Origin of the sequence: Streptomyces sp. NPDC003023, from assembly GCF_042888225.1 — a bacterium.
Classification (GTDB): domain Bacteria; phylum Actinomycetota; class Actinomycetes; order Streptomycetales; family Streptomycetaceae; genus Streptomyces.
In genome coordinates this window covers 48,391-72,843 of the sequence record NZ_JBIAPL010000006.1, presented here as the reverse complement: position 1 = coordinate 72,843, position 24,453 = coordinate 48,391, and the positions used below count along the sequence as shown (strand labels likewise).

The 24,453-nt window shown below is 71.7% G+C and carries 19 protein-coding genes and 2 tRNA genes; 18 read left to right on the top strand and 3 right to left on the bottom strand.

What is annotated here, in order from left to right:
- Positions 1-21 precede the first annotated feature (21 nt).
- The 5 genes from proB to ACFYV1_RS20670 all read left to right on the top strand — a co-directional run bounded on the left by proB (position 22) and on the right by ACFYV1_RS20670 (position 5,376).
- Positions 22-1,149: a glutamate 5-kinase gene (gene proB / locus ACFYV1_RS20690; RefSeq protein ID WP_389396975.1), complete on the top strand. Its 1,128-nt coding sequence runs from the start codon at positions 22-24 to the stop codon at positions 1,147-1,149.
- Between the two features lie 140 nt (positions 1,150-1,289).
- Entirely contained in the window at positions 1,290-1,814 is a 525-nt protein-coding gene (locus tag ACFYV1_RS20685) for a hypothetical protein (RefSeq protein ID WP_389396974.1), read from the top strand.
- Between the two features lie 296 nt (positions 1,815-2,110).
- Positions 2,111-3,403, top strand: a complete 1,293-nt coding sequence (locus ACFYV1_RS20680) for a glutamate-5-semialdehyde dehydrogenase (RefSeq protein ID WP_389396973.1) — start codon at positions 2,111-2,113, stop codon at positions 3,401-3,403.
- Positions 3,404-3,511: 108 nt separating this feature from the next.
- Positions 3,512-4,135 (top strand): hypothetical protein, encoded by a 624-nt coding sequence (locus tag ACFYV1_RS20675; protein WP_389396972.1) that lies wholly within the window; start codon positions 3,512-3,514, stop codon positions 4,133-4,135.
- Between the two features lie 161 nt (positions 4,136-4,296).
- On the top strand, positions 4,297-5,376 hold the full coding sequence (locus ACFYV1_RS20670) for a hypothetical protein (protein WP_389396971.1): 1,080 nt from the start codon (positions 4,297-4,299) through the stop codon (positions 5,374-5,376).
- Here the strand turns inward: ACFYV1_RS20670 and ACFYV1_RS20665 are convergent.
- A complete protein-coding gene (locus tag ACFYV1_RS20665; protein WP_389396970.1) occupies positions 5,361-6,482 on the bottom strand; it encodes a M48 family metallopeptidase in 1,122 nt (373 codons plus the stop codon). The two genes, ACFYV1_RS20670 and ACFYV1_RS20665, sit on opposite strands and share 16 nt — an antisense overlap.
- Before the next feature lie 224 nt (positions 6,483-6,706).
- On the opposite strand from ACFYV1_RS20665, the gene ACFYV1_RS20660 reads away from it, so the two are divergent.
- The 8 genes from ACFYV1_RS20660 (at position 6,707) to ACFYV1_RS20625 (ending at position 11,792) form a co-directional block, all read left to right on the top strand.
- Positions 6,707-6,868, top strand: a complete 162-nt coding sequence (locus ACFYV1_RS20660) for a hypothetical protein (RefSeq protein ID WP_389396969.1) — start codon at positions 6,707-6,709, stop codon at positions 6,866-6,868.
- 38 nt (positions 6,869-6,906) lie between these two features.
- Positions 6,907-7,542, top strand: coding sequence for a nicotinate-nucleotide adenylyltransferase (nadD, locus tag ACFYV1_RS20655; protein WP_389396968.1), 636 nt, complete (start codon positions 6,907-6,909; stop codon positions 7,540-7,542).
- A 19-nt stretch (positions 7,543-7,561) separates the two neighbouring features.
- The gene (locus ACFYV1_RS20650; protein ID WP_389396967.1) at positions 7,562-9,478 is read left to right on the top strand and encodes a LytR C-terminal domain-containing protein; all 1,917 of its coding nucleotides are present in this window, start codon (positions 7,562-7,564) and stop codon (positions 9,476-9,478) included.
- 95 nt (positions 9,479-9,573) lie between these two features.
- The gene (gene rsfS, locus ACFYV1_RS20645; RefSeq protein WP_389396966.1) at positions 9,574-10,008 is read left to right on the top strand and encodes a ribosome silencing factor; all 435 of its coding nucleotides are present in this window, start codon (positions 9,574-9,576) and stop codon (positions 10,006-10,008) included.
- Entirely contained in the window at positions 10,005-10,694 is a 690-nt protein-coding gene (locus tag ACFYV1_RS20640; protein WP_389397288.1) for a histidine phosphatase family protein, read from the top strand. The genes rsfS and ACFYV1_RS20640 overlap by 4 nt, the downstream gene beginning before the upstream one ends.
- Positions 10,695-10,810: 116 nt before the next feature.
- Positions 10,811-10,883: transfer RNA gene (locus tag ACFYV1_RS20635), tRNA-Ala, on the top strand.
- A gap of 370 nt (positions 10,884-11,253) precedes the next feature.
- Positions 11,254-11,487, top strand: coding sequence for a hypothetical protein (locus ACFYV1_RS20630; RefSeq protein WP_005317760.1), 234 nt, complete (start codon positions 11,254-11,256; stop codon positions 11,485-11,487).
- 232 nt (positions 11,488-11,719) lie between these two features.
- A tRNA-Ala gene (locus tag ACFYV1_RS20625) sits at positions 11,720-11,792 on the top strand.
- 65 nt (positions 11,793-11,857) lie between these two features.
- On the opposite strand, the gene ACFYV1_RS20620 is transcribed toward ACFYV1_RS20625, so the two are convergent.
- Both ACFYV1_RS20620 and ACFYV1_RS20615 read right to left on the bottom strand, forming a co-directional pair.
- Positions 11,858-13,453 carry a ferredoxin gene (locus ACFYV1_RS20620; RefSeq protein ID WP_389396965.1) on the bottom strand — a complete coding sequence of 532 codons (1,596 nt, stop codon included), beginning with the start codon at positions 13,451-13,453 and terminating at the stop codon, positions 11,858-11,860.
- On the bottom strand, positions 13,450-15,003 hold the full coding sequence (locus ACFYV1_RS20615; RefSeq protein ID WP_389396964.1) for a hypothetical protein: 1,554 nt from the start codon (positions 15,001-15,003) through the stop codon (positions 13,450-13,452). Before ACFYV1_RS20615 ends, ACFYV1_RS20620 begins: the two co-directional genes overlap by 4 nt.
- A gap of 505 nt (positions 15,004-15,508) precedes the next feature.
- On the opposite strand from ACFYV1_RS20615, the gene leuS reads away from it, so the two are divergent.
- From leuS to ACFYV1_RS20590, 5 genes are all read left to right on the top strand, one after another.
- Complete coding sequence (gene leuS / locus ACFYV1_RS20610; protein ID WP_389396963.1) at positions 15,509-18,361, top strand: leucine--tRNA ligase; 2,853 nt, start codon at positions 15,509-15,511, stop codon at positions 18,359-18,361.
- 117 nt (positions 18,362-18,478) lie between these two features.
- Positions 18,479-19,339: a hypothetical protein gene (locus tag ACFYV1_RS20605; protein ID WP_389396962.1), complete on the top strand. Its 861-nt coding sequence runs from the start codon at positions 18,479-18,481 to the stop codon at positions 19,337-19,339.
- An 88-nt stretch (positions 19,340-19,427) separates the two neighbouring features.
- Positions 19,428-20,273 carry a DegV family protein gene (locus ACFYV1_RS20600; protein WP_389396961.1) on the top strand — a complete coding sequence of 282 codons (846 nt, stop codon included), beginning with the start codon at positions 19,428-19,430 and terminating at the stop codon, positions 20,271-20,273.
- 892 nt (positions 20,274-21,165) lie between these two features.
- Entirely contained in the window at positions 21,166-21,834 is a 669-nt protein-coding gene (locus ACFYV1_RS20595; RefSeq protein WP_389396960.1) for a helix-hairpin-helix domain-containing protein, read from the top strand.
- Positions 21,831-24,380, top strand: coding sequence for a ComEC/Rec2 family competence protein (locus ACFYV1_RS20590; RefSeq protein WP_389396959.1), 2,550 nt, complete (start codon positions 21,831-21,833; stop codon positions 24,378-24,380). Before ACFYV1_RS20595 ends, ACFYV1_RS20590 begins: the two co-directional genes overlap by 4 nt.
- Positions 24,381-24,453: the final 73 nt, after the last annotated feature.

The window sequence follows — 24,453 nt, the reverse complement described above, 5'->3', positions numbered from 1 at the left end:
GCTCTGACATAGATTCGGTTCGTGACAGTGGCAAGACAGTACGTGACCCAGGCCCGCAGGATCGTCGTCAAAGTCGGTTCGTCGTCTCTGACCACCGCGGCCGGCGGGCTGGACGCGGACCGGGTGGACGCCCTCGTCGACGTTCTCGCCAAGATCCGCAGCGGCGGCGAGAAGGAGATAGTGCTGGTCTCCTCCGGTGCCATCGCGGCCGGCCTCGCACCGCTCGGCCTGGCCCGCCGTCCCAAGGACCTGGCCCGCCAGCAGGCCGCCGCGAGTGTCGGCCAGGGGCTGCTCGTCGCCCGCTACACCGCCTCCTTCGCCCGCTACGGCGTCCGCGTCGGTCAGGTGCTCCTCACCAGTGACGACACCAGCCGCCGGGCCCACTACCGCAACGCGTACCGGACTCTGGACCAACTGCTGACCATGGGCGCGCTGCCCGTGGTCAACGAGAACGACACCGTCGCGACCGACGAGATCCGCTTCGGCGACAACGACCGGCTCGCCGCGCTCGTCGCCCACCTCGTACGGGCCGACCTGCTGGTCCTGCTCTCGGACGTCGACGGCTTGTACGACGGGGACCCGGCACGCCCCGGCACCTCACGCATCGAGGAGGTGCGTGGTCCGGAGGACATCGCCCATGTGCAGATCGGCAGCGCGGGCAAGGCGGGCGTCGGCACCGGTGGCATGGTCACCAAGGTCGAGGCGGCCCGGATCGCCGCCGCCGCCGGCATGCCGGTCGTCCTCACCTCCGCCAGCCGGGCCGCCGACGCCCTCGCCGGCCGGGCGACCGGCACCTATTTCCACGCGACCGGCCGCCGCTCGGCCGACCGGCTGCTGTGGCTCGCGCACGCATCCACCCCACAGGGCTCCCTCACCCTCGACGAAGGCGCCGTACGAGCCGTGGTGGTGGGCCGGAAGTCGCTGCTGCCCGCCGGGATCGCCGCCGTCGACGGCGAGTTCAGTGCCGGGGACCCGGTGGAGCTGCGCGACGCCGCAGGGCGGGCGGTCGCCCGCGGACTGGTCAACTTCGACGCGAAGGAGATCCCCCAACTGCTCGGCCGCTCCACCAGGGAACTGGCCAGGGAGCTGGGCCCGGAGTACGAACGGGAAGTCGTACACAGGGACGATCTCGTCGTCCTCGAGCCCTGAAAAGGCGGAAAGTCCCACCATCCGGCAGAGACCTTTACCAAAACCGCCACACGCTCCGCCGTGGGCTGGTCAACTTTGTTGCGGGGGTTCGCGGGGTTCGGCATGACGACCAGCACAACGCAGCAGCAGGGAGGCCGCCGGTGAGACGAGCGCGCCCAGGGGATGCGCCCCGAGGGAACGGCAGGCCGCACCTTGCCCGCCGGGCGGTGGGCGAGGAGCGGGCCCTGACCAGTGTCGGGGCCGGGAACGGCACCGGGACCGAGACGGAGGCCGAGGCCGCGGACACCGGGACACGGCCCGGCGGCAGCACCGAGGAGCGTGTGCTCTCCCGCCTGTGGCACATCACCCTCAGTGTCTCGGGCACAGAGGCTCCGCTGAAGGAGGTCCGGCGCGGCCTGGAGCAACTGGCCCACGACCATCCGTTCCTCCTCACCAGCCGGTACGCCAACGATCACGCGGAGATCCGCTACTGGGAGGAGGCGCGTGACCTGCACGACGCGGCCGCCGTCGCCCTGAGGCTGTGGGGCGAGCACCGTTCCACGGCCAAGCTGCCGCCGTGGGAGATCGTCGGCCTCGAGGTCATCGACCGGCAGACCTACCACCAGCGCGTGGCGGAGGGCTACGGTCCGCCGCCCGCGGCACCGGTGGGCGTGCACCCCTTCTGAACCAGTGGGGCGGGGCATCCCTGCGGCTTCGGAGTGTCCGGCCCCCGGCGTTCTCGGGGTGCGGAGCGTTGGCGTGCCGGGCCGCCCAGGGGGTCCCGGCTGCCCGGCTCCGCGTTCCCCGTGTGCCCGGTCTTTTCGGGGGGCTCCCCTAGTCCCTCCGGTGCGAGACCCCCGGCCTGCCCGTGGGAGCCCCCGGCCTTCCCGTGCGGCGGCCGGTACGCCCGGCTGCCGGGCCCGTCGTCTCGGACTGCGGAATACGGGCCGGATGTCCGCCAACGGCGCATTACGCTGCACGTATGACGTCGCTCTCTTCCGTTTCGCCGTACGACAACATGTCCCCGGTCGCCCAGGCTGCCTACCGGGCCCGCGCAGCGGCCGCCGACCTCGCGCCGCTGCCGCGATCGGCCAAGGACGACGCGCTGCTGGCGATGGCCGACGCCCTCGAGGTCCGTACGAGCGAGATCGTCGAGGCCAACGCAGAGGACATCGCCCGCGCCCGTGAGGCCGGCACCAGCGAGGCGATCGTCGACCGGCTGACCCTCACCCCCGAGCGGGTCAGGGCCATCGCCGCCGACGTGCGTTATGTCGCCGCGCTGCCGGACCCGGTGGGCGAGGTGGTACGCGGCTCGACCCTGCCCAACGGCATCGACCTGCGCCAGGTGCGCGTCCCCCTCGGGGTCGTCGGCATCATCTACGAGGCCCGGCCGAACGTCACCGTCGACGCCGCCGCGCTCTGCCTGAAGTCGGGCAACGCCGTGCTGCTGCGTGGCTCGTCCTCCGCGTACTCCTCCAACAAGGCCCTCGTACGGGTGCTGAGGGACGCGGTCGGCGGGTCCGGGCTGCCGGCCGACGCGGTGCAATTGGTGCCGGGCGAGAACCGCGACTCCGTACGGGAACTGATGCGCGCCCGCGGCATGGTCGACGTGCTGATCCCGCGCGGCGGCGCCTCCCTGATCCGCACCGTCGTCGAGGAGTCCATCGTCCCCGTCATCGAGACGGGCACCGGCAACTGCCACGTCTACGTCGACGCGGAGACGGACCTCGACATGGCCGTCGAGATCCTGATCAACTCCAAGGCCCAGCGCCCGAGCGTCTGCAACGCCGCGGAGACCCTGCTCGTCCACAAGGATGTCGCCGCCGCCTTCCTGCCGCGTGCGCTGGACGCCCTCGCGGATGCCGGAGTGACCGTGCACGGCGACGAGCGTGTCATCGAGTACGCGGACGCCACCAAGGCCACGATCGTGCCCGCCACCACGGAGGACTGGGAGACCGAATACCTCTCCTACGACATCGCGGCGGCCGTCGTCGAGTCGCTCGAGTCCGCCGTCGCCCACATCCGGCTCTGGTCGTCCGGTCACACCGAGGCGATCGTCACCACGTCGCAGGCGGCGGCCCGGCGGTTCACCCAGTTGGTGGATTCGACGACCGTCGCGGTGAACGCGTCCACACGGTTCACCGACGGTGGCCAGTTCGGCTTCGGCGCCGAGATCGGGATCTCGACCCAGAAACTGCACGCCCGTGGCCCGATGGGGCTGCCGGAGCTGACCTCTACGAAGTACATCGTGACGGGCGACGGCCACACGCGGTGACCTTCGCCGGGCCGGGCGTGGCGTCACCCGGACGGCCCTCTGTCACCCGGGCGGGGAGAGTTTGCCCTCTCCCTGCCCAAATCGGCTCCTCAGGTCTACTCTGAAGACGTGCCGGACGACGTGGGGGGCAGGCCGTTCCAGGACGGCGGGGACCCCGAGGACTCTGTCGACCGCGGGGGCGCGGACGAGGACTTCGCCACCGTGGTGTTCGACGAGGACTTCGTACGGGCCGCCAAGATCCACGAACCGACCGCGGTGGAGCGGCTGCTGGCAGCCGCGGAGGCGCGCGCCGCGGCGGAGGCCGCCCGCTCCGGCCCACGAGGCCACTCCTCCGACGACGACCCCTACGACAGCGGATACGCCGCCGGTCACCGCCGCCATGGTTACGACCACGACGACGAGGACGACGAGGACACCGGCCCCGACGGTGGTTGGGGAGGTCCCTACGGACGCCACGGCGGCGCGCTGCGCCCGTACCGCGGCAGCGCGCGCTGGCACCGGCCGGTCGCCTGGATCCTGGCCCTGCTGATGGGCATCGGGATGGTCGCCCTCGCCTTCACGGCCGTCTACCGCGGAGCCTCGGGCAACAACCGCCAGGAGCCCGTGCCGCAGCCCGCCAGGACCGGGGTGGACGCGCCCCCGACCGGGGCCACGGTCAGCGGACGGGGCAACGGCCCCGCGATCCCGCTCGAACGCTCCGCCTCACGGATCTCCACGGCGCCGCCGCGCTGACCTCTGATCCGGCGCACCGGTCCTCCCGGGCGGACGCCACGGCGGCCCGGCGGGACGCCTGTTAACCCCGGAGCCACCGCTGCGCAACTTGGTGAGAACTCGTCAGAACTTGTCGCGTACCAGCGCGTTTACCATCCACCCGCCAGACCTACCCTGAAAGTATGGCTGGGCGTGGAGACCCGCCCGAGGGGAATCCCGAGGGGCTCCCCGGCGGCGGAGAGGACGAGTACGGATCGGTCGTCTTCGACGAGTCGTTCATCCGTGCTGCCCGTGTCCAGGAATTCTCCGCCGTGGAGCGGATGGGCGAGCACGCACCGGCCGTACGCAGCCTTCCCGCCTGGAAGGCCAGGCGTGCCCCCCGGCAGATCCTGCTGCTTCTCCTCCTCGTCGTCATCGCCTTCGGCGCCGCGATCTACCTGGGCGTCCGCCACCCGTACCAGCCCGCTCCGGGCAGACAGGCGGAGCAGGTGCGGATCACCCTGGTCCCGCTCGCGCCACAAGGGACCGTGCCGGGCGGCACCCCGGCGAATCTCTTCGAACACAGCCCGGCCGATCAGTTCCGGACCGGCGCCGCCGGAATCACCATGCCGCCCGTCCGTCGCACCGAGCACTTCACGGAGGAGCAGGTGATGACGGCACTCGCGACCGTCAAGGACTATCTCGTGGCGTCCTCGCTCGACCCCGCCGTCCTCGCCGGTGACACCGTCCAGCCCGTGCGCGCGCTGATCCACCCGGACCAGATGCCGCAGTTCGACCGGAGCATCGCCTCGCCTGCCGCCGATGGCCGGCACGCCGCGACCGGGTGGCTGGTGCGCTTCGACCCGGCGAAGGTCGCGCCGGCCACCCCTGACGTGCGGGTGCAGGGCACGCTGGACGTCACCGAGACGGAGGCGGGCACCCTGGAGATCATCTCCGACCACACCTTCGTCTACGCGCTGCGGCGGGCCGCCACGGGCGGTGAGACGGGCGCGGACGAGGCCTCACTGTTCACCGTCCGCCGCGAGCTGAGCTACCGCTTCGGCCGGGACGATCTGACGCACCACCGCCTGGAGGTGCGGGCCAGCTACGTCCAGGCCGGGCCGCAGGCGTGCTCGTCCGACGCCTCGGGCGTGATGAGTCCGCTGCTGGCCGGCCAGCGCGCGGACTCCGACGGCCCGGCCGACACCGACCCGTACGCGACGGGCCGGGCAACCGCGGCACTGTGCGGGTCACTCGCCCCTGAGGCTCAGCCCTCGCCCTGAGCGCCGCCCGGCGCGTCCTTGCCCGGCGCGTCCTTGCCGTCGCTCCCGCCTGCCGCACCGCTGCCGTTGGCCTCGCCGCCCGCACCGCCGTTGCCCATGAACTTGTCCCTGAGCTTGCCGCCGAGGTCCCCGGCGCCGCCCGCTATGTCGCCGACGAGCTTCATCAGGGGGTCCTTGCTGGTGCGCACCGACTCGGCGTAGTGCGAGGCGGACTCGCGGATGGAGTCGCTGACCGAGGTGTCCTTGTCCTCGCTGCGGCGGGGGTAGTGACCGTCCATGATCCGCTGGTAGTCGCGGCTCTCGGCCCACTGCTTCAGCTCGGCGGCGCGCACCGTGGTGAAGGGGTGCGAGCGGGGGAGCACGTTCAGAATCTTGAGCACGGAGTCGCGCAGGTCGCCCCCGGACTCGTACTCCTCCGCCTGCTTGAGGAAGGCGTCCACGTTCATCTCGTGCAGGTGGTTGCCACCGGCGATCTTCATCAGGCCGCGCATCGACGCGCGGAGGTCCTGGCCCACCAGCAGACCCGCGCGGTCGGCGGACAGCTCCGACTTGCGGAACCACTCGCGCAGCGCCGTGACGATCGCCATGATCGCCACATTGCCCAGCGGGATCCAGGCGACCTTGAGCGCCAGGCCGGTGAGGAAGAGGAGGATCGTGCGGTAGACGGAGTGGCCCGAGAGGGCGTGGCCCACCTCGTGGCCCACCACGGCCCGCATCTCCTCCTCGTCGAGCAGCTCCACGAGCCCGGTGGTGACGACGATGATCGGCTCGTCGAGGCCGATGCACATGGCGTTGGGGCGCGGGTCCTGCGTCACGTACATCGCGGGGACCTTCTCCAGGTCCAGGATGTAGCAGGCGTCGCGCAGCATGTCGTTGAGATGGGCGAACTGGGCGTCGCTCACCCGGACCGAGTCGGAGAGGAAGAGCAGTCGCAGGCTGCGCTCGGGAAGCAGTGCGCTGAGCGCCTTGAAAACGGTGTCGAAGCCGCTGAGCTTGCGCAGCGCGACGAGCGCCGAGCGGTCGGCGGGGTGTTCGTACGCCCGTGAGGAGATCCCGGGGAAGCGCTTGCGCTGCCGGCTCGGTACCTGCTCGTGGCTGTTGGTCATCGTGCCCCCTGATTGGTGCGAATCCTCGCTCGTCCCCCTGACGGACCCAGCGTAGATGTTGGGTCCGCGGCACGGTGGGGCCTGTGGACAACTCCGAGAACCCCCGTCGGCCGAGCCTGCGGGATGCACAACGACTGAGTCGGCGTGAGCGTGCCCGGGCGGCCCGCATACGATGTCCGCGAAGTCTCACCGCTCCCACTCCCGATCGATAGGTCCTGTTGAAGATGAGCCTCACCGGCACCGCCGCCAACCTGGTCACTCTCGCCGAGGGCGCCGAGCACGGCGGCAACCACGCGAGCCTGAGCCCGTACGTCACCGGCATCGGCGCCTTCATCGCGCTGATGCTGCTGCTGTGGATCACCACCCGCTTCAACCGCGACCGCTGAGCCGTGTCCGGCGGCCGGTGCCAGTAGGCTCTGCACGCATGGGAGAGCAGATAGCGGCCTCGGGCTCCGGCGCCGGCTCCGGTTCGGGCAAGCGCCGACTCGGAGTGATGGGCGGGACGTTCGACCCGATCCACCACGGGCACCTGGTGGCCGCCAGCGAGGTGGCCGCCCTCTTCCACCTCGACGAGGTGGTGTTCGTACCGACCGGGCAGCCGTGGCAGAAGACCCACAGGAACGTGTCACCGGCAGAGGACCGTTACCTGATGACGGTCATCGCCACGGCGTCCAACCCGCAGTTCTCGGTGAGCCGTATCGACATCGACCGCGGTGGCCCGACGTACACGATCGACACGCTGCGGGACCTGCGCGCCCTCAACAAGGACTCGGACCTCTACTTCATCACGGGTGCCGACGCGCTGTCCCAGATCCTCGGCTGGCGGAACGCCCCTGAACTGTTCTCGCTCGCCCACTTCATCGGGGTGACCCGGCCGGGCCATGATCTGACGGACGACGGACTGCCCGAGGGCGGTGTCTCCCTGGTGGAGGTGCCGGCGCTGGCGATCTCGTCGACCGGCTGCAGGAAGAGAGTCGCCCAGGGGGACCCGGTCTGGTATCTGGTGCCGGACGGCGTGGTGCGCTACATCGACAAGCGCCAGTTGTACCGCGGCGAATGAGCCGCGGAGAGGGGCACCGTTGAACGACCAGCACAATCCATACGACCCGTACAACCAGCCGCAGATCATCGGCTACGACGAGTACGGACAGCCGGTCTATCAGCAGCCCCAGCAGTACGACCCCTACGCACAGCAGCAGGACGGACACTCTGGGCAGCAGGGCGGGCAGGCGTCTGCTTCCTACGACTCCGGGCAGGGCTACGGATCGGGGCAGGGCTATGCGTCCGCCCAGCAGGACTACGCGCCGGACCAGCGGGGGTACCCGCCGAACCAGCAGCGGTACCCGTCTGAGCAGACGGGACACGCGCCGGACCAGCAGGGTTACACCCCGGACCAGCAGGGCCACTCCACGCAGCAGGGATACGGCGCCGAGCAGGACTACGGCCGCGCCCGGGGCCCCGGCTACGACCCGTACGCTCCCGCCCCCCAGGCGCCGTCCGGTCACGGTCGTCAGTACGACCCGTACGCGAGTGGTCAGGCGGGGTACGACTACGACACCGGTACCCAGGCCGCCGTCGACGCCACCGCCCAGTGGAACGTCCCTCAGCAGCAGCAGCCACAGCAGCAGCCGCCGCCGTCGCAGCAGCAGCGACCTCCGCAGCGACCCGCCCCGACCGCCTCGGAACCGGCCGCGGTACCGGAGCAGCGCCGGTCCGGCGCGGAGTCCGAGCGCCCCTACGAGACCGAGCAGTTCTCGTTCATCGAGGAGCCGGACGAGGACTCCGAGGACGTCATCGACTGGCTCAAGTTCACCGAGAGCCGGTCGGAGCGCCGCGAGGAGGCCAAGCGCCGCGGCCGCAACCGTCTCGTCGCCCTCGTGGTCACGCTGGCCCTCCTGCTCGTCGGCGGCGTCGGCTACCTCTGGTACGCCGGCAAGCTGCCCGGCCTCTCCGGCTCCGACACGAAGAGCGAGGCGGCGGCCGGTCCGCAGAAGCGCGACGTCATCGTGGTGCACCTGCACAACACCAAGAAGGAGGGCACTTCCACCGCCCTCCTCGTCGACAACGTCACCACCCGGCAGGGCACCACCGTCCTGCTGCCGAACACCCTCTCCGTCGCCAACGACGACGGCACCGCCACCACCCTCGCCAAGTCCGTCGAGGACGACGGATCCACCGGCACTCGTGAGGCCATCGGCACCCTGTTCGGCGCCGAGATCTCGGGCACCTGGCGGCTCGACACCCCCTTCCTGGAGAATCTCGTCGAACTGGTCGGCACGATCGACCTGACCACCGACTCCGAGGTGCCCGGCGCGAACAAGGGTGACGCGCCCCTGGTGAAGAAGGGGGAGAACCAGACCCTCAACGGGCGGGCGGCCGTCGCCTACGCCACTCACCTCGCCCCCGGTGAGGCCGAGGAGAAGCAACTGATGCGCTTCGGCCAGGTCATGCAGGCGGTGCTCAAGAAGCTCCCGGACGACCCCAAGTCGGCGACCGTGGTCGTGGAGACGCTGGGGCAGATCCTCGACCCCTCGCTGAAGGAACGGGACCTCGGCGCCTCCCTCGCCAAGCTCGCCGAGCGCGCGAAGGGCGGCGACTACCGGACCGCGGTGCTGCCGGTCCAGCAGGACGGCACGCTCAGCGATCAGGCCGCGAGCAGCGTGATCAAGGACGTCCTGGGCGGGTCGGTCAGCGCGCCGGAGCCGGGTGACACCGTCCGGGTCGGCATCAAGAACGGCAGCGGGAACGACACGGCCACCGAGAAGGCGCGGGTGGCTCTGATCAACGGCGGCTACAACGTCATCGACGGCGGCAAGGCCGACACCGTCGCCGCTTCGGAAGTCACCTACGGTGACGACGCCCAGAAGGCCAAGGCTGAGGAGGTGGCCAAGACCCTCGGCCTGCCGGCCGATGCGGTGAAGAAGGGCAAGCCCGCCACCAACGCCGACGTCTCCGTCGTCCTCGGTCCCGATTTCAAGGACGGGGACGACGAGTGACCCGGTCCGTGGCGGGGCCCTGAGCATCGTTGCGTGTGCTGTCGGCGGTCCGTGAGACCCTTGAAGGGTTCTTGACCGCCGACGAAAGCCTGCCTGTGACCGCCACGGATCGCTCCATCGAGCTTGTCAACGCTGCCGCCCAGGCGGCGGCCGACCGGCTCGCGCACGACATCATCGCGTACGACGTCAGCGATGTGCTCTCCATCACCGACGCCTTCCTGCTCGCCTCCGCTCCCAACGACCGCCAGGTCAAGTCGATCGTCGACGAGATCGAGGAGCGGCTGAACAAGGAGCTCGGCGCCAAGCCGGTCCGCCGCGAGGGCGACCGCGACGCCCGCTGGATCCTGCTCGACTACGTCGACATCGTGGTGCACGTCCAGCACAGCGAGGAGCGGGTCTTCTACGCCCTCGAGCGGCTCTGGAAGGACTGCCCGGAGCTCACGCTCCCGGAGGACGCCCAGAAGACCCGCGGCAAGGCTCAGGAGCACGCGAAGCTCACCGGCGGTGACGCGGAAGGGGATCAGAGCTGAACGGCATCGGCAGCGGTGGCGCGACCGGCGGCCTCGCGAACAAGAAGCCCGGCCGCGGCCGGCGCATCGTCCTGTGGCGCCACGGTCAGACCGCGTGGAACCTGGAGCGCCGCTTCCAGGGCTCCACGGACATCGAGCTGACCGAGGCCGGAATCTCCCAGGCGCGCCGCGCCGCGCGGCTGCTCGCCTCGCTGAACCCGGACGCGATCCTGGCCTCCGACCTCAAGCGCGCCGCGGCGACGGCGGGCGAGCTGGCCGGCGTCACCGGGATCGACATCTCCTACGACGCGGCGCTGCGCGAGACCTATGCGGGCGCCTGGCAGGGCCTGACCCACGAGGAGATCGTCGCGCGGTACGGCGAGCAGTACGCCGCCTGGAAGCGCGGCGAGCCGGTCCGGCGCGGCGGCGGCGAGCTGGAGACCGAGGTCGCGGACCGGGCGGCTCCGGTCGTGCTGCACCATGCCGACAAGCTGCCGGAGAACGGCACGCTCGTCGTCGTCAGCCACGGCGGCACCATCCGTACGACCATCGGCAGGCTGCTGGGCCTCGAGTCCCACCACTGGGAGAGCCTCGGCGGGCTGACGAACTGCTGCTGGTCGGTGCTGGGCGAAGGCGCGCGGGGCTGGCGGCTGCTCGAGCACAACGCGGGCACCCTGCCGGAGCCGGTGCTCGGCGACGACACCTGAGCGGTCGGCCGGGTCCGAGCACACCTTCCGGGCGGTGCGCGAACCCGGATTTCACTTTCCGGCAGGTCGCAGGCTAAAGTTCTTCTTGTTCGCAGCGCGGAGCGCGAAGAACACGCGGGGCTATAGCTCAGTTGGTAGAGCGCCTGCATGGCATGCAGGAGGTCAGGAGTTCAATTCTCCTTAGCTCCACAATCGGATCCCGTCCCCTTCGAGGGGGCGGGATTCTTCATACTCCCCGGACGTGTCCACTTCCGGCACGGACCTTCGGTCCCGCGGCGGAAGCATGGCCGATCTGCTACGCAAACGCCGCTGACCACGGTGCGTGGCCATGGCAGAATCGGACGGCCGGAGGGGACACCGGCGGTACGGGAGGGAGCGCACGATGTCCGCCAGCGGCGAGGAAGCCGGGGAGGCTGCCGATGACCTGCTTGCCACGGCGGAGGCATGTGCTCGCCTCAGCTGCCCTTCCTGTGGTTCTGCCCATGTCGCCCAGGTCCTCGGGGACAACGGCGGCGTTTCCTACGTGTGCACGGCCTGCGGCCACAGCTGGAGCTGAGTGATGGGTGCACACAGGCGGAAATGCGACTGGTGCGGCAGCGGTACGCCGATCGTCAGGGACATGGATCCGGTCAACCCCGAGTTCCAGTACTGGTGCGAGGAGTGCGCGCGGGCGCTGATCATAAAGGGCGACCCCATCGAGACCTACCGCGAGCTCGAGGGCGAACCGATCTACGGCCGGCTGCTCGACGAGCACTGCACCCTCAAGCGCTTCTACTCGTTCGCGACGGCCTGACGCGGCCTGAGTGGTCTGAGCGGTCCGACGGCCTGAGCGGGCCGGCGTCCAGCAGTCCGACGACCTGACGGCCTGACGGATTCGCCCCATCTGTCCGCCGGTGCGCGAAAGGGGTGATCCCGGATGTTCCGGGCGGGCGCGGAAACGATTTGGAGATGCGGCGGAGAGGGCGTTAATGTTCTCTACGTCGCCGCCGCGGGGGAAACCCGGAAGCGGAGCGGCTACACAGCAAGGGGCTATAGCTCAGTTGGTAGAGCGCCTGCATGGCATGCAGGAGGTCAGGAGTTCAATTCTCCTTAGCTCCACAGAAGACAGTGAAGCGGGCCACCCGATCCGGGTGGCCCGCTTCACTGTTGTACGGGGGACGCCGTCAACTCCGCCCGCTGCCCAGCGCCTTGCGGCTGCTGCCGGGCAGAGCCGCCCGTGCGGGCGGGGGCGTCGGTCCGGAGGGGGCGACCTGTTCGATCCGCATCGCGAGGGCGGGGCAGCGGCGCACGGCTCGTTGTGCCCGTCCCCGCATATGGGTGGGAACCATCGCGTCCGCCACCGAAGGAAAGCCGTCGGGGTTGAGGCGGATCAGCTCCGGGATGATGTCGGCGCACAGCCCGTGGCCCTGACAGAGCGTCCAGTCGACGAAGATCTTCTCGCCGCTCGGGATCGACTCCTCCGCCTCTTCGTAACCGGGCAGCGGCAGGGGCAGCACACCCGTCGTGTCGCGTCCGCAGCCGCCGTGCAGGACGTGCGCGGCAAGATCGTCCGTGAAGGCGGACAGTGTCGAGGCGAAGAAGCGGGCCGAACCGTCGGGGTGCTTGCACGCGCCGCGGCCCTTGACGGCCTGGGTGACCTCGCGCAGCGCCTCCAGCGCCGCCGGCCCGCCGCCGTTCATCACATCGGCCAGGCCGCCGGCCGCGGCGGGCAGCCCCAGCTTGCAGGGGCCGCACTGCCCGGCGGTCTCCGCGGCCAGCCAGTTGGCCACCCGCAGCGCCTCGCCCAGCGGACAGGTTTCGGGGCCGATCGGCAGGATCGCGCCCGCGCCCAGCGCGCCGCCCACGGAGGCCAGCGACTCCTTGGAGACGACCGCCTCGTGCACGGCGGCCGCGTCGATCCAGTTGCCGTGGTAGCCACCCGTCAGCACGCCCTGAGGCTGCGGCGGCGCCCCCGCCAACTGGAGCACGTACCGCAGCGGCACACCCGTCGGCACCTCGACGACCATCGGGCGGGCCACGGCCCCGGAGATCGTCAGCATGACCGTGCCGGGTTCGGAGTCCAGGCCGGTGTGGCTGTAGCGGCGGGCGCCGATGCGGGCGGCGACGGCGAGCTGAGCGAAGGTCTCGGCGTTGGACAGCAGAGTGGGAGCCCCGCCTACACCCGTCTCGGCCGCGCGCACGCGGCGGCCGGGCGGCAGGGCAGGGCCGCCGTTGACGGCCCGGATGACGGAGGACGCCTCGCCGGAGACCATGCGCTCCGGGGTGCGTACCACTCGGGCGCGCAGGGCCTGGCCGCGCCGGTCGGCGAGGCCGCGCTCGGCGAGCGCCGCGCGCATGGAGATCTCCGTCGAGTTGCGGGTGACCGCGACGACGAGGGTCCGTGCGCCGAGGGCCTCCGCGGCCAGCAGCGCGCCGTCGAGGATCAGGTGCGGCGCGCGGTTGAGGAGCACGGTGTCCTTGCGGCAGGCGGGTTCGCCCTCGCTTCCGTTGACGACGACCACCGGCCGTACGCCGCGGCGGATCGCGGACTTGGCGACCGCGCGCAGCTTCCTGCCGAAGGGGAAGCCGGCGCCGCCGCGTCCGGTGAGGGATATGTCCTCCGCGAGTTGTGCGAGGCGCTCGCCGCTCACGGGCTCGAGCGGCCCGTGCACCTTGAGGTGCATGGGCAGGTCGAGCCGGTCGACGAGGTCGAACCCCTGCGTCAGCTGGGGAAGGCCGACGACGCGGACCTCGGGGACGTCGGGGAGGGGCGCGTTCACGGTCGTTCTCCTGCTGGTGCGTGCCAGGGCTCTCCGGCCGGGGGCCGGAAGAGGGGGCCGGGCATCGGTGCTGTCTCGTCGTACGCGGCGACGTTGCCGGCGTCGTACGAGGGCCGGTCGTCGTACGAGGTTCGGTTGTCGTAAGGAGACGTGGAGACGCTCGGGGGCGGCTCGTAGCCGCCGGTGGTGTCGTACGTGGTGGGCCGGACGGGCGGGGTGGCGTTTGCCGTCGCCTCGTAAGAGGGGACGCCGCCGGTGTCGTGGGCACGGGCGTCGCCACTGCCGTACGCGGGGACTCCACCCGTGTCGTACGAGGAGGTCGTGTCGTAGGGCGCGCGGCCGCCGTACGACGCCGGAGGGGTCTGGTACGAGGGCGTGGCGTCGAAGAGCGGCGGGGGAGGGGTGTCGTAGGCGGGTGCGGCCGCGTCCGGCCGGACGGACCGGGTCGGCGGCGCCGGTGAGGGCGTCGGCCAGCCGGAGGCGGCGGGGCCCGTCTCCGGCACCACGGGTATCTCCTCGGTCATCGGCACGCGCTCGGCGAGCGGGGGTGCCGGCTCGCCTGCCAGCGAGACCGCGCGGTATGCGGCGGACATGCCCCTGCGACGGCCTGTGACGCCGCCGTGCTCCGGCGCGGCGGCCGGTTCGTCGTCCTGCGGCCGCGGTGCCTCGTACAACTGCGGCGAGGGCGCGGCGAGCCTGGGGGGCTGGGCGCGCGCCTGGCCGAGGGGTGGCGGGAAGTCCTGTTCGTACGGACGCTGCGACGGCATTCCGTTCATCGCGCCGGTCATGCGGTCCATGCGCTCCATGCGGTCCATGCCTGCGGGTACGGCCGGGCGGCCCGTCCCGTTCATCGAGCCGATGCCGGGGAGCGGAGCGGTGATCAGATCACGCTGTGCCTGCTCGTCCGCGGCGGCGGGTCCGTCAGCGCCGGCGCCCCCGGTCAGGGTCATGATCCTCGCGGCGATCCGGCGCTGGACGGGGCGCGGCATCAGGCGCACGGACACTGCCGCTGCGACGCCCGTGAGCGCCAGGCAGTACATGGTCACGACCCATGTCGCGGCGGGGCGGCCGGTGTACAGACCGTGCACGAGGGCGAAGCACCAGGCCGGGTAGGCCAGCATGTGCAGCGGCCGCCAGCGGCCGGCGACGCGGATGTTGCCGGCCAGGGCGCTGCGGAGAGCCCCGGTGGTGCCGGCGACGACCATCAGGAACCCGGCCAGCGAGCCGAAGCCGATGAGCACCTCCGTACTGGTGACACCCAGCCCGAACGGGATCAGTGCGCCGAGCAGCGGCACATGCCCGAGCGACACCTTCACGGTGGCGTGCAGCAGCAGGAAGCCGAGCGAGGCGATGGCGGTCGCCCGGTGGATGCCCTGCGCGAGCAGTCGGTGGCGCGGGGAGAGCAGCAGACGGTCGGTGGCTATGAGGCCCCAGGCGACGGAAGCGGTGAGGGACACCAGGGAGAGGACTCCGGTGGTGAAGTCGAGCGTGGCGCGGAAACTGTCGCTTCCTTTGACGGCGATCAGGGGTAGGAGCACCAACGCGGCCACGGAGAGACCGCCTTGCACCTGGCGGCTTGATCCGCGGTCCGGACCGGACGGCAAACGCATCTTGAGACGAGGGTTCATGGGGCGACTCCGAATGGTGCGGGAAAGCTGTCCCGTTGACGCACTCTAGGTCGGCCCGACCAAGTGGAACGCGGTTTCGAGGTTTATCGCGGTGAAGTCAGCACAACTGACTCGGGGGTTGCCCTGGATAGGGTTGATACGCGGAGTAACCGGGACGGCTTGATCGCCCGAGGTGGCCCGAAGTCGACGTCCAGGTGTCCGGCGGACGCCTGACGGACACCAATGCGAGCCGTTCCCGCGCTGCGGTACCCTGACGCCATGCGTGCCGTACGCCTTCTGCTTACCGAGCCGCGCTGATCAGTCCCGGCGGATGAGAAATCCGGTCGGAATCGGCGCGGCGTCCCCTCCTGTGCGAGGGGATTTTTCATTTCCTGGTACGTGAATCGGCCGGCAGTCGGCAGAGACGATCGATGGAGCTTCAAGGATCATGAGCGAGATGAACTCGGCTGCTGAGACAGCGGCCCCGCATCGTTATACGGCTGCCATGGCGGCCGACATCGAGGCACGCTGGCAGGACTTCTGGGACGCGGAGGGCACCTATGAGGCGCCCAACCCGAGCGGCGACCTGGCCGGGGACCCCGCCCAGGTGGACAGGCCCAAGAAATTCATCATGGACATGTTCCCGTACCCGTCGGGTTCGGGGCTGCACGTCGGCCACCCCCTTGGGTACATCGCGACCGACGTCTTCGCCCGTCACCAGCGCATGACCGGGCACAACGTCCTGCACACCCTGGGCTTCGACGCCTTCGGCCTGCCGGCCGAGCAGCACGCGGTCGCCACCGGCACGCACCCGCGGGTCTCCACCGAAGAGGCGATGCGGAACATGAAGGCGCAGCTGCGCCGCCTGGGTCTGGGCCACGACAAGCGTCGCTCGGTCGCGACGATCGACCCGGACTACTACAAGTGGACCCAGTGGATCTTCCTGCAGATCTTCAACTCCTGGTACGACGAGCAGGCGAAGAGGGCCCGCCCGATCGACGAGCTGGTCGGCCAGTTCGAGGACGGCACCCGCGAGGTGCCCGGAGGCCGGGCGTGGAGCTCGCTGAGCTCCCGTGAGCGTGCCGAGGTCCTGGGCGAGTACCGGCTGGCGTACGCCTCCGACGCGCCCGTCAACTGGTGCCCGGGGCTGGGCACCGTGCTGGCCAACGAAGAGGTGACGGCCGACGGCCGTTCCGAGCGCGGCAACTTCCCGGTCTTCAAGTCCAAGCTGCGCCAGTGGAACATGCGCATCACCGCGTACGCCGACCGGCTGCTGGACGATCTGGACGCGCTGGACTGGCCCGAGGCCATCAAGCTGCAGCAGCGCAACTGGATCGGCCGCTCGGAGGGCGCGCGCGTCGACTTCACCGTCGACGGCAGCCCCGACGCGAAGATCACCGTGTTCACCACCCGCCCCGACACCCTGTTCGGCGCCACCTACATGGTGCTGGCGCCCGAGCACGGTCTGATCGACTCGATCCTGCCCGCCGCGTGGCCGGAGGGCGTCAAGGACGCCTGGACCGGCGGTGCCGCCACCCCGGCCGACGCCGTGGCCGCGTACCGCAAGCAGGCCCAGACGAAGAGCGACGTCGAGCGCCAGACCGAGCACAAGGACAAGACCGGTGTCTTCACCGGTGCCTACGCGCTGAACCCGGTCACCGGCACCCGTATCCCCGTCTTCGCCGCCGACTACGTGCTGATGGGCTACGGAACCGGCGCGATCATGGCCGTGCCCGGCCAGGACGAGCGCGACTGGGAGTTCGCCGAGGCCTTCGAGCTGCCGATCGTCCGCACCGTCCAGCCGCCCGAGGACTGGGAGGGCGAGGCGTTCACCGGGCAGGGCCCGGCGATCAACTCCTCCAACGACGAGGTCTCGCTGGACGGCCTGGACGTTGCCGAGGCCAAGGCGCGGATCACCGAATGGCTGGTCGGCAAGGGCATCGGCGAGGGGACCATCAACTTCCGCCTGCGCGACTGGCTGTTCAGCCGGCAGCGCTACTGGGGCGAGCCGTTCCCGATCGCCTACGACGAGGACGGGGTCGCGCACGCGCTGCCCGAGTCGATGCTGCCGCTGGAGCTGCCGGAGGTCGACGACTACTCGCCGCGCACCTTCGACCCGGACGACGCCGACACCCGGCCGGAGACGCCGCTGTCGCGCAACGAGGACTGGGTCAACGTGACCCTGGACCTGGGCGACGGCCCGAAGAAGTACCGCCGCGAGACCAACACCATGCCCAACTGGGCCGGTTCCTGTTGGTACGAGCTGCGCTACCTGGACCCGCACAACAGCGAGCGGCTGGTCGACCCCGCGATCGAGCAGTACTGGATGGGGCCGCGCGAGGGGCAGCCGCACGGCGGCGTCGATCTGTACGTGGGCGGTGCGGAGCACGCGGTGCTGCACCTGCTGTACGCCCGCTTCTGGTCGAAGGTGCTGTTCGACCTGGGACACGTCTCGTCCGTCGAGCCGTTCCACAAGCTGTACAACCAGGGCATGATCCAGGCGTACGTCTACCGGGACAGCCGCGGCTTCCCGGTGACCGCCACCGAGGTCGAGGAGCGGGACGGCAAGTTCTTCTTCGAGGGCGAGCCGGTCAAGCGCGAGCTGGGCAAGATGGGCAAGTCGCTGAAGAACGCGGTCACCCCGGACGAGATGTGCGCCGAGTACGGTGCGGACACCCTGCGCCTGTACGAGATGGCGATGGGCCCCCTGGACGTCTCCCGCCCGTGGGACACCCGCGCCGTGGTCGGCCAGTACCGCCTGCTGCAGCGGCTGTGGCGCAACATTGTCGACGAGTCGACCGGCGAGGTCACCGTCGTGGACGCGGAGCCCGACGAGAGCACCCTGCGCGCCCTGCACAAGGCGATCGACGGCGCAGGCCAGGACCTGGCCGACATGCGGTTCAACACGGCGATCGCCAAGATCACCGAGCTGAACAACCACCTGACCAAGACCGGCGGCCCGCTGTCGCGGTTGGTCGCCGAGCGCCTGGTGCTGCTGATCGCCCCGCTGGCGCCGCACATCGCGGAGGAGCTGTGGCGCAAGCTGGGTCACGACGACTCGGTCGTGTACGCCCGCTTCCCGGTCGCCGACCCCGCGTACGTCGTGGACGAGACGGTCACCTGCGTCGTGCAGATCAAGGGCAAGGTCAAGGCACGTCTGGAGGTCTCCCCGTCCATCACGGACGAGGAGTTGGAGGCACTGGCCCTGGGTGACGAGGCGGTCGTCGGCGCGCTGGGCGGCGCGGGCATCCGCAAGGTGATCGTGCGGGCGCCGAAGCTGGTGAACATCGTGACCGCGTAGCGGGACGACGGCGCCGGGGGACTTCCCCTACGGGCAGGTTGGGGGTTCCGATGGAACCTACGGCCTGCCCGTTGTCGTTTACCGTGGGAGTACCACCGACAGCCCCGGAGGGCGCACATGGCAACCGCGATCACGATCCTTGCGCTGCTCTTCCTCGCCTTCGTGGCGCTGGGCGTGTATGCGGGCGTGAAGGCCGTCAAGGCCGCCAAGCGCGGGGTGGAGCGCACCGTCACCCAGGCGCGGCGGACCGTCGAGGACACCACGCTGCGTGCGAAGAGCTACGGGCAGGTCGGCGTCTCCGGTGAACTCGCGCAGCTGCGCCTGAAGCTGCGTACGTCGATGAGGGCGACCCAGGAGGCGCTCAACGCCGGTGCGGCGGAGGACGCCTCTCTGTCCGAGTCACTGGCTCTCTTCCAGCGGCTCAGCGCCCACGGGCACGAGCTGGACGCCGAACTCAGGCGGCTGGAACGGGAACCCGACCGCGCCACGGTCGCCTCGCTGATGCCCGGCCTGCGCGAGCGTACGGAACGGATCACGCACTCCGCGGAATCGCTGCGCTGGGCGGCACGGGACCGGGCACAGAAGTTCGCCGAGGACGATCTGGACGCGCTGAGCGCACAGATCGACATGGAGGCAGGGGCGCTGCGGCACTGGTCGGCCGTCGACGGCGCGGACGGCTCGCCCACGGGCCACTCGGCCGCCGGCGGTGCGGCCGGCTCGGCTGTGAACGGCTCGGCCACGGACGGTTCGGTCACGGGCGGTTCGGTCACGGGCGGCGGAAGCGCCGAACCGGCACCGTGGCCGGAGGTCCCGGAGCCCGGGAGCGCGCAGGCCACCCAGGCGGACGCGGGCGCGCGGACATGGCCGGAACCGGATGCGGAGACCCCCGGCCGGCCGCAGGCGATCACCGCTCGGGACCCGCGGCTCGGGACCGCGTACCCCTGGCAGAAGGCCGCCCGCCCCGAGGCCACGAACTGACGCCTCCCCGCCCCGGCGGAAACGTCGGCATGACGTGCGGACGGGGTCGGGCTGCCGTAGGGCGTCGCCTGCGGGTAACCTCCCGCTCATGTCCCGCCATGTCGCGATCGTCACCGATTCAACGGCCTACCTGCCGCCAACGGCGATGGAACGGCACGGCATCACGGCGGTACCACTGACCGTCGTGCTCGGGGACCAGGCGCTGGAGGAGGGCACCGAGATCTCGGCCCGCTCGCTCGCGGTGGCCCTGCAGAAACGGCGTCCGGTCACGACATCCCGACCCAGCCCCGAAATGTTCAGCCGTGCCTACCGGGCCGCCGCGGACGCCGGTGCCACGGCAATCGTCTCGCTGCACCTCTCCTCGGAACTGTCCGGGACGTACGACGCGGCGGCGCTGGCCGCCAGGGAGGCGCCCGTGCCGGTGCGGGTCGTCGACACCGGAATGATCGCCATGGCCCTGGGATTCTGTGCGCTGGCGGCCGCGGAGGTGTCCGAGGCGGGCGGTTCGCTGGACGAGGCGGTGGCCGCGGCAGAGAAGCGGGCGGAGGGCACATCCGCGTACTTCTACGTCGACACGCTCGACTACCTGCGCCGCGGAGGCCGGATCGGCGCCGCGCAGGCACTGCTCGGCTCCGCGCTCGCGGTGAAGCCGCTGCTCCAGCTGAACGAGGGCCGCATCGACATGCTGGAGCGGGTGCGCACGGCGTCGAAGGCCATCGCCCGGCTCGAGGAGATCGTCGCCGAGCAGGCCGGCACCGCGCCGGTGGACATCGCGGTCCACCACCTGGCGGCGCCGGAACGGGCCGCGGCGCTGTCCGACCGGCTGCGCGAGCGCGTACCGGGACTGGCCGACCTGCACGTCAGCGAGGTGGGCGCGGTGATCGGGGCGCACACGGGGCCGGGGCTGCTGGGCGTCGTGGTGTCACCGCGCTGAGGCAGTCGGCGCCACTCACCCGCGAGGGTGAGCGAGTTATGCACAACGGGTTCGTTTTCCACCGGAATTGAGCATGATCAGCAGGTCCGGGCAATCGTGCCTACCGTCCTGTGGCATGGCTCTTCGATCACGTTACGCAACCAGTGGCCCGGGCCGCGCCCCGGCCTCCGACAGCCGCGCACGCCATGGTCACGGCCTCCGCGACGGGGACGGTCCCGGCCATGTCCGGCGGCGCGTGCCCGTGTATCAGCCGGTGCACGCGCCGGACCGTACGCAGGGGCAGCGGCAGGGGCAGGGGCAGGGGCAGCGGCAGGGGCAGGTGCACGGGGCGGCGCCCGGCGCGGATGCAGGCGTTCGTCCCGGCCGTGGTCCGGGAGGGGACCCGCGCGGCTTACGAGCCGTTCGGCTGCGTGGAGGGCGCGCGCCGACGGCACAGGCGACAGCCCTGCGCCGACGGGCCGACGCCCTGTTCGCGGCCGGGCCGCACACAGTGGGCGCGGGTGTGCGTGCCGAGGGCGCCGACGACGGGCGCCCCGAGGCGGCTGCGCTTCCTGGCGCGCGCACAGTGCCACGTCCGACGCCGCTGCCGAGCGCGTCCGCGACGGCACCGGACCCGCCTGGGGCGCCGGGCCATGATGCGCGGGGACGGCGTGCGGGGGCGGGCACGGGGCCGGGGCGGAGCAGCGCCGGCGGCCGGGTACGAGCAGCGGCACCGCCCTGGCCGCCGGAGTCCACCGCCCGCAGGCCGCCACCGTCACCCTCACCCTCACCGGCTGCGCTCCCCTGCGACGGCCGAGACGGGCCGGACGCCGTCGGGCCCGCCACCGACACGGAGGCATCCGGGCACGGGACACTGCCGCGCCTGCGGCTCGCCCTGCGGGACCGGCTGCCGGTGTGGGTCCAGTTGAGATGCGGGCTCGAGCCGAGGACCCTTGCCGCGCTTGCCGTGGTCCTCGTGGCGGCGGCCGTCTTCGCGGCTCAGCACTTCTGGACGGGCCGGCCGCAGACCGTACGCGCACCCGACCTGGTCCGGCACGGAGCCGCCCAACCGGTATCGGTCCCCGAGGGCCCCGCGGCGGAACCGTCGCCCTCGCCCGGGGCGACACCCGCCGAGCCCCGGCAGGCGGCCCCGATCGTCATCGACGTGAGCGGGAAGGTGCGGCGTCCGGGGGTGCTCGAACTGCCGCCCGGATCAAGAGTCGCCGACGCTCTCGCGGCAGCCGGAGGCGTGAAGGAAGGCACCGACCTGACCGGGCTCAACCGGGCACGGGTGCTCATGGACGGGGAACAGGTCGTCGTGGGCGTCCCCGCCCCACCGGCGTCGACCGGGGTCACAGGAGCTCCGGCGTCCGGTCCCGCGGCCGCCGCCCGGCCGATCAGCCTCAACTCGGCCACGACGGAGCAACTGGAGGCACTGCCGGGAGTCGGCCCGGTGCTCGCGCAGCACATCGTCGAGCACCGCACACAGCATGGTGGCTTCCGTTCGGTCGACGAACTGCGTGACGTCAACGGGATCGGTGACCGCCGGTTCGAGGACCTCCGGAATCTGGTGCGGCCATGACCCGGGTGGCGATCCACGCAGGGGCAGGGCACAGACTCGGCGCCGCCGACCCGCGCCAGGACGGCCCGGCCGATCTGCGGCTCGTACCTCCCGTGCTGGCGGCCTGGGCGGCGTCCGCCCTTGCCCTGGGAACGCCCGGCCGGTGGACGGCAGCCGGTGTGGCGATCTGCCTGGTGGCCGTGGCCCTGCTCCCGCTGCGGGAAGCGGCCGTACGGCGCCGGGTGCGCCGTGCTGCCGCACCACCGGTGTCCAGGCGGTGCGCCGCACCACCGTCCACCGCCGCGCCCCGCGCCCGTTGGTGGCCGCGGAGCGCCACCGTCCTCGCCGCCGTCGGGCTGTGCGCCGCGGCGGGGGCCGCCTCCGCCGGGTTGCACGCGGCGGACCTGAGCCGTGGACCGCTGCCCGATCTGGCGGACCGGCACGCCCGCGTCACACTCGAGCTGACCGTCACCTCCGACCCGCGGCCCACCCGTTCCAAGGTCGTGGGCGAGCGGGCCGCACCGCCCGGACTCGTGCTGAACGCCGACGCGACCCGGGTCACCGCACCCGGCGAAGCCGTCACCGCGACCCGGACCCCGGTCCTGCTGCTCGTGTCCCCGGGCGAAGCGGCTGCGGCCTGGCAGCGGATCCTCCCCTCGACACGGCTGAGAGTGGGCGGCCGTCTCGCGCCGCCACTGCGCCCGGACGACCCGTTCGCGGCCGTGCTGAGAGCCGACGGCGGTCCGCCCCTCACCGTCGCCCCGCCGAACGCCCTGCAACGTGTCGCCGGCGACCTGCGTGCCGGATTGCGCGAGGCAACCGACGGCCTGGCGCCGGACGCCCGTGCCCTGCTGCCGGGGCTGGTCGTCGGCGACACCTCACGCATCCCGGCCGACCTGCAGGACGCCTTCGAGGCGACCGACCTGACCCATCTCCTCGCCGTATCAGGCAGCAACCTCACCATCGTCCTCATCCTGCTGATCGGACCGCCAGGCACGGCCCTGCTGGCCGAACGGCGCGGGCTGGCTCCCCGGTTGGGCATCACACTGCGGGGGACGGCGCTTGCCGGCGGCGCGCTCACACTCGCCTTCGTGATCGTGTGCCGACCGGAGCCCAGTGTGCTGCGGGCAGCGGCGTGCGGGCTCATCACCCTGCTGGCCATCGGCACCGGACGGCGCAGGTCGCTCATCCCCGCGCTGGCCGCCGCCGTCCTGCTGCTCGTCCTCTACGACCCGTGGCTGGCGCGTAGTTACGGCTTCCTGCTGTCCGTCCTCGCCACCGGTTCGCTGCTCACGATCGGCCCGCGCTGGAGCGAGGCGCTCCAGCGGCGCCGGGTGCCGCGCAGGCTCGCCGAGGCCCTGGCGGCGGCAGCCGCGGCACAGGCGGTCTGCGCCCCCGTGGTGGCGGTCTTCGCGGCGAGGGTCAGTCTGGTCGCCATCCCCTGCAACCTCGTCACCGAACTCGCCGTCGCCCCGGCGACCGTCCTCGGATTCGCCGCCTTGGCCGCGGCGCCGTCGGCCATGCCGGTCGCCGAGCTGCTGGCACACTGCGCCGGATGGCCGGCCGGCTGGATCGCCACGGTGGCACGCGCCGGGGCCTCCCTGCCCGGCGCCCAGATCGAATGGCCTGGCGGCTGGCCCGGCGGACTGCTGCTCGCGGCGCTCACCGGCGTGATCCTCCTCCTGGTCCGGAGGCTGATACGGCATCCCTGGGCGGCCGCCCTCTGCGGGCTGCTGCTCCTGCTCGCCGTGGTGCGTCCCGCCCCACTGACCGAGCGCCTCACGGGCTGGCCGCCGCCCGGCTGGGCGATGGTGATGTGCGACGTGGGACAGGGCGACGCCATGGTGCTCGCGGCAGGTGACGGCGCGGCCGTCGTCGTGGACGCGGGGCCGGACCCGCGGCTCACAGACCGCTGTCTGAGCGAACTGGGTGTCAGCGAGATCCCGCTGCTGCTGGTGACCCACTTCCATGCCGACCATGTCGCCGGCCTGGCCGGAGTGCTGCGCGGCCGGACGGTGGGAGCGATCCAGACGACCGCCTTCGAGGAACCGCCGTGGCAGGTGGCGTTCGTCCGTCGCACGGCGGCCGCGGCCGGCGTGCCGGTGATCCACGCGATACCGGGGGAGCGGCGCCGCGCAGGGCTGCTCACCTGGCAGGTCCTGTGGCCCGACCTGTCACGGGGCGCCGTGCCCCAGGGCCCCAACGACGCGAGTGTCGCGCTGCTCGTCCGGGCGGCGGGCGGTCTGTCGACGCTGCTCCTCGGGGACCTCGAACCGCCGTCCCAACGGCGGCTGATGCGGGCTCATCCGATGCTCCCCGCGGTCGACGTCCTCAAGGTCGCCCACCACGGGTCGGCGTACCAGGACCCGGCCCTGCTGGCCGGTGCCCGGCCCCGGCTGGCGCTGATCAGCTGCGGAAGGGAGAACCCGTACGGCCACCCGGCACCCCGCACGGTCGGCGCCCTGCGGGCGCAGGGCGCGCTCGTGCTCCGTACGGACCGGGACGGGGCCATCGCGGTCCTGGGCGCCGGGGACGACCTGAGGGCCGTCGCGCGCGGCTCCGGATGAGAGGGAGCGGCATAGGAAGGGAGGCGGGAGGGGTGGGAGGGGCGGGGAGGGAGGGACAAGGAGGGGGAACGAG

What these genes read in the sequence shown, in the direction of transcription:
- ACFYV1_RS20680 (WP_389396973.1), top strand. Translation starts at nt 2,111, where the DNA reads ATGACGTCGCTCTCTTCCGTTTCGCCGTACGACAACATGTCCCCGGTC.
- ACFYV1_RS20670 (WP_389396971.1), top strand. Translation starts at nt 4,297, where the DNA reads ATGGCTGGGCGTGGAGACCCGCCCGAGGGGAATCCCGAGGGGCTCCCC.
- ACFYV1_RS20665 (WP_389396970.1), bottom strand. Translation starts at nt 6,482, where the DNA reads ATGACCAACAGCCACGAGCAGGTACCGAGCCGGCAGCGCAAGCGCTTC.
- ACFYV1_RS20660 (WP_389396969.1), top strand. Translation starts at nt 6,707, where the DNA reads ATGAGCCTCACCGGCACCGCCGCCAACCTGGTCACTCTCGCCGAGGGC.
- nadD (WP_389396968.1), top strand. Translation starts at nt 6,907, where the DNA reads ATGGGAGAGCAGATAGCGGCCTCGGGCTCCGGCGCCGGCTCCGGTTCG.
- ACFYV1_RS20630 (WP_005317760.1), top strand. Translation starts at nt 11,254, where the DNA reads ATGGGTGCACACAGGCGGAAATGCGACTGGTGCGGCAGCGGTACGCCG.
- leuS (WP_389396963.1), top strand. Translation starts at nt 15,509, where the DNA reads ATGAGCGAGATGAACTCGGCTGCTGAGACAGCGGCCCCGCATCGTTAT.
- ACFYV1_RS20605 (WP_389396962.1), top strand. Translation starts at nt 18,479, where the DNA reads ATGGCAACCGCGATCACGATCCTTGCGCTGCTCTTCCTCGCCTTCGTG.
- ACFYV1_RS20600 (WP_389396961.1), top strand. Translation starts at nt 19,428, where the DNA reads ATGTCCCGCCATGTCGCGATCGTCACCGATTCAACGGCCTACCTGCCG.
- ACFYV1_RS20590 (WP_389396959.1), top strand. Translation starts at nt 21,831, where the DNA reads ATGACCCGGGTGGCGATCCACGCAGGGGCAGGGCACAGACTCGGCGCC.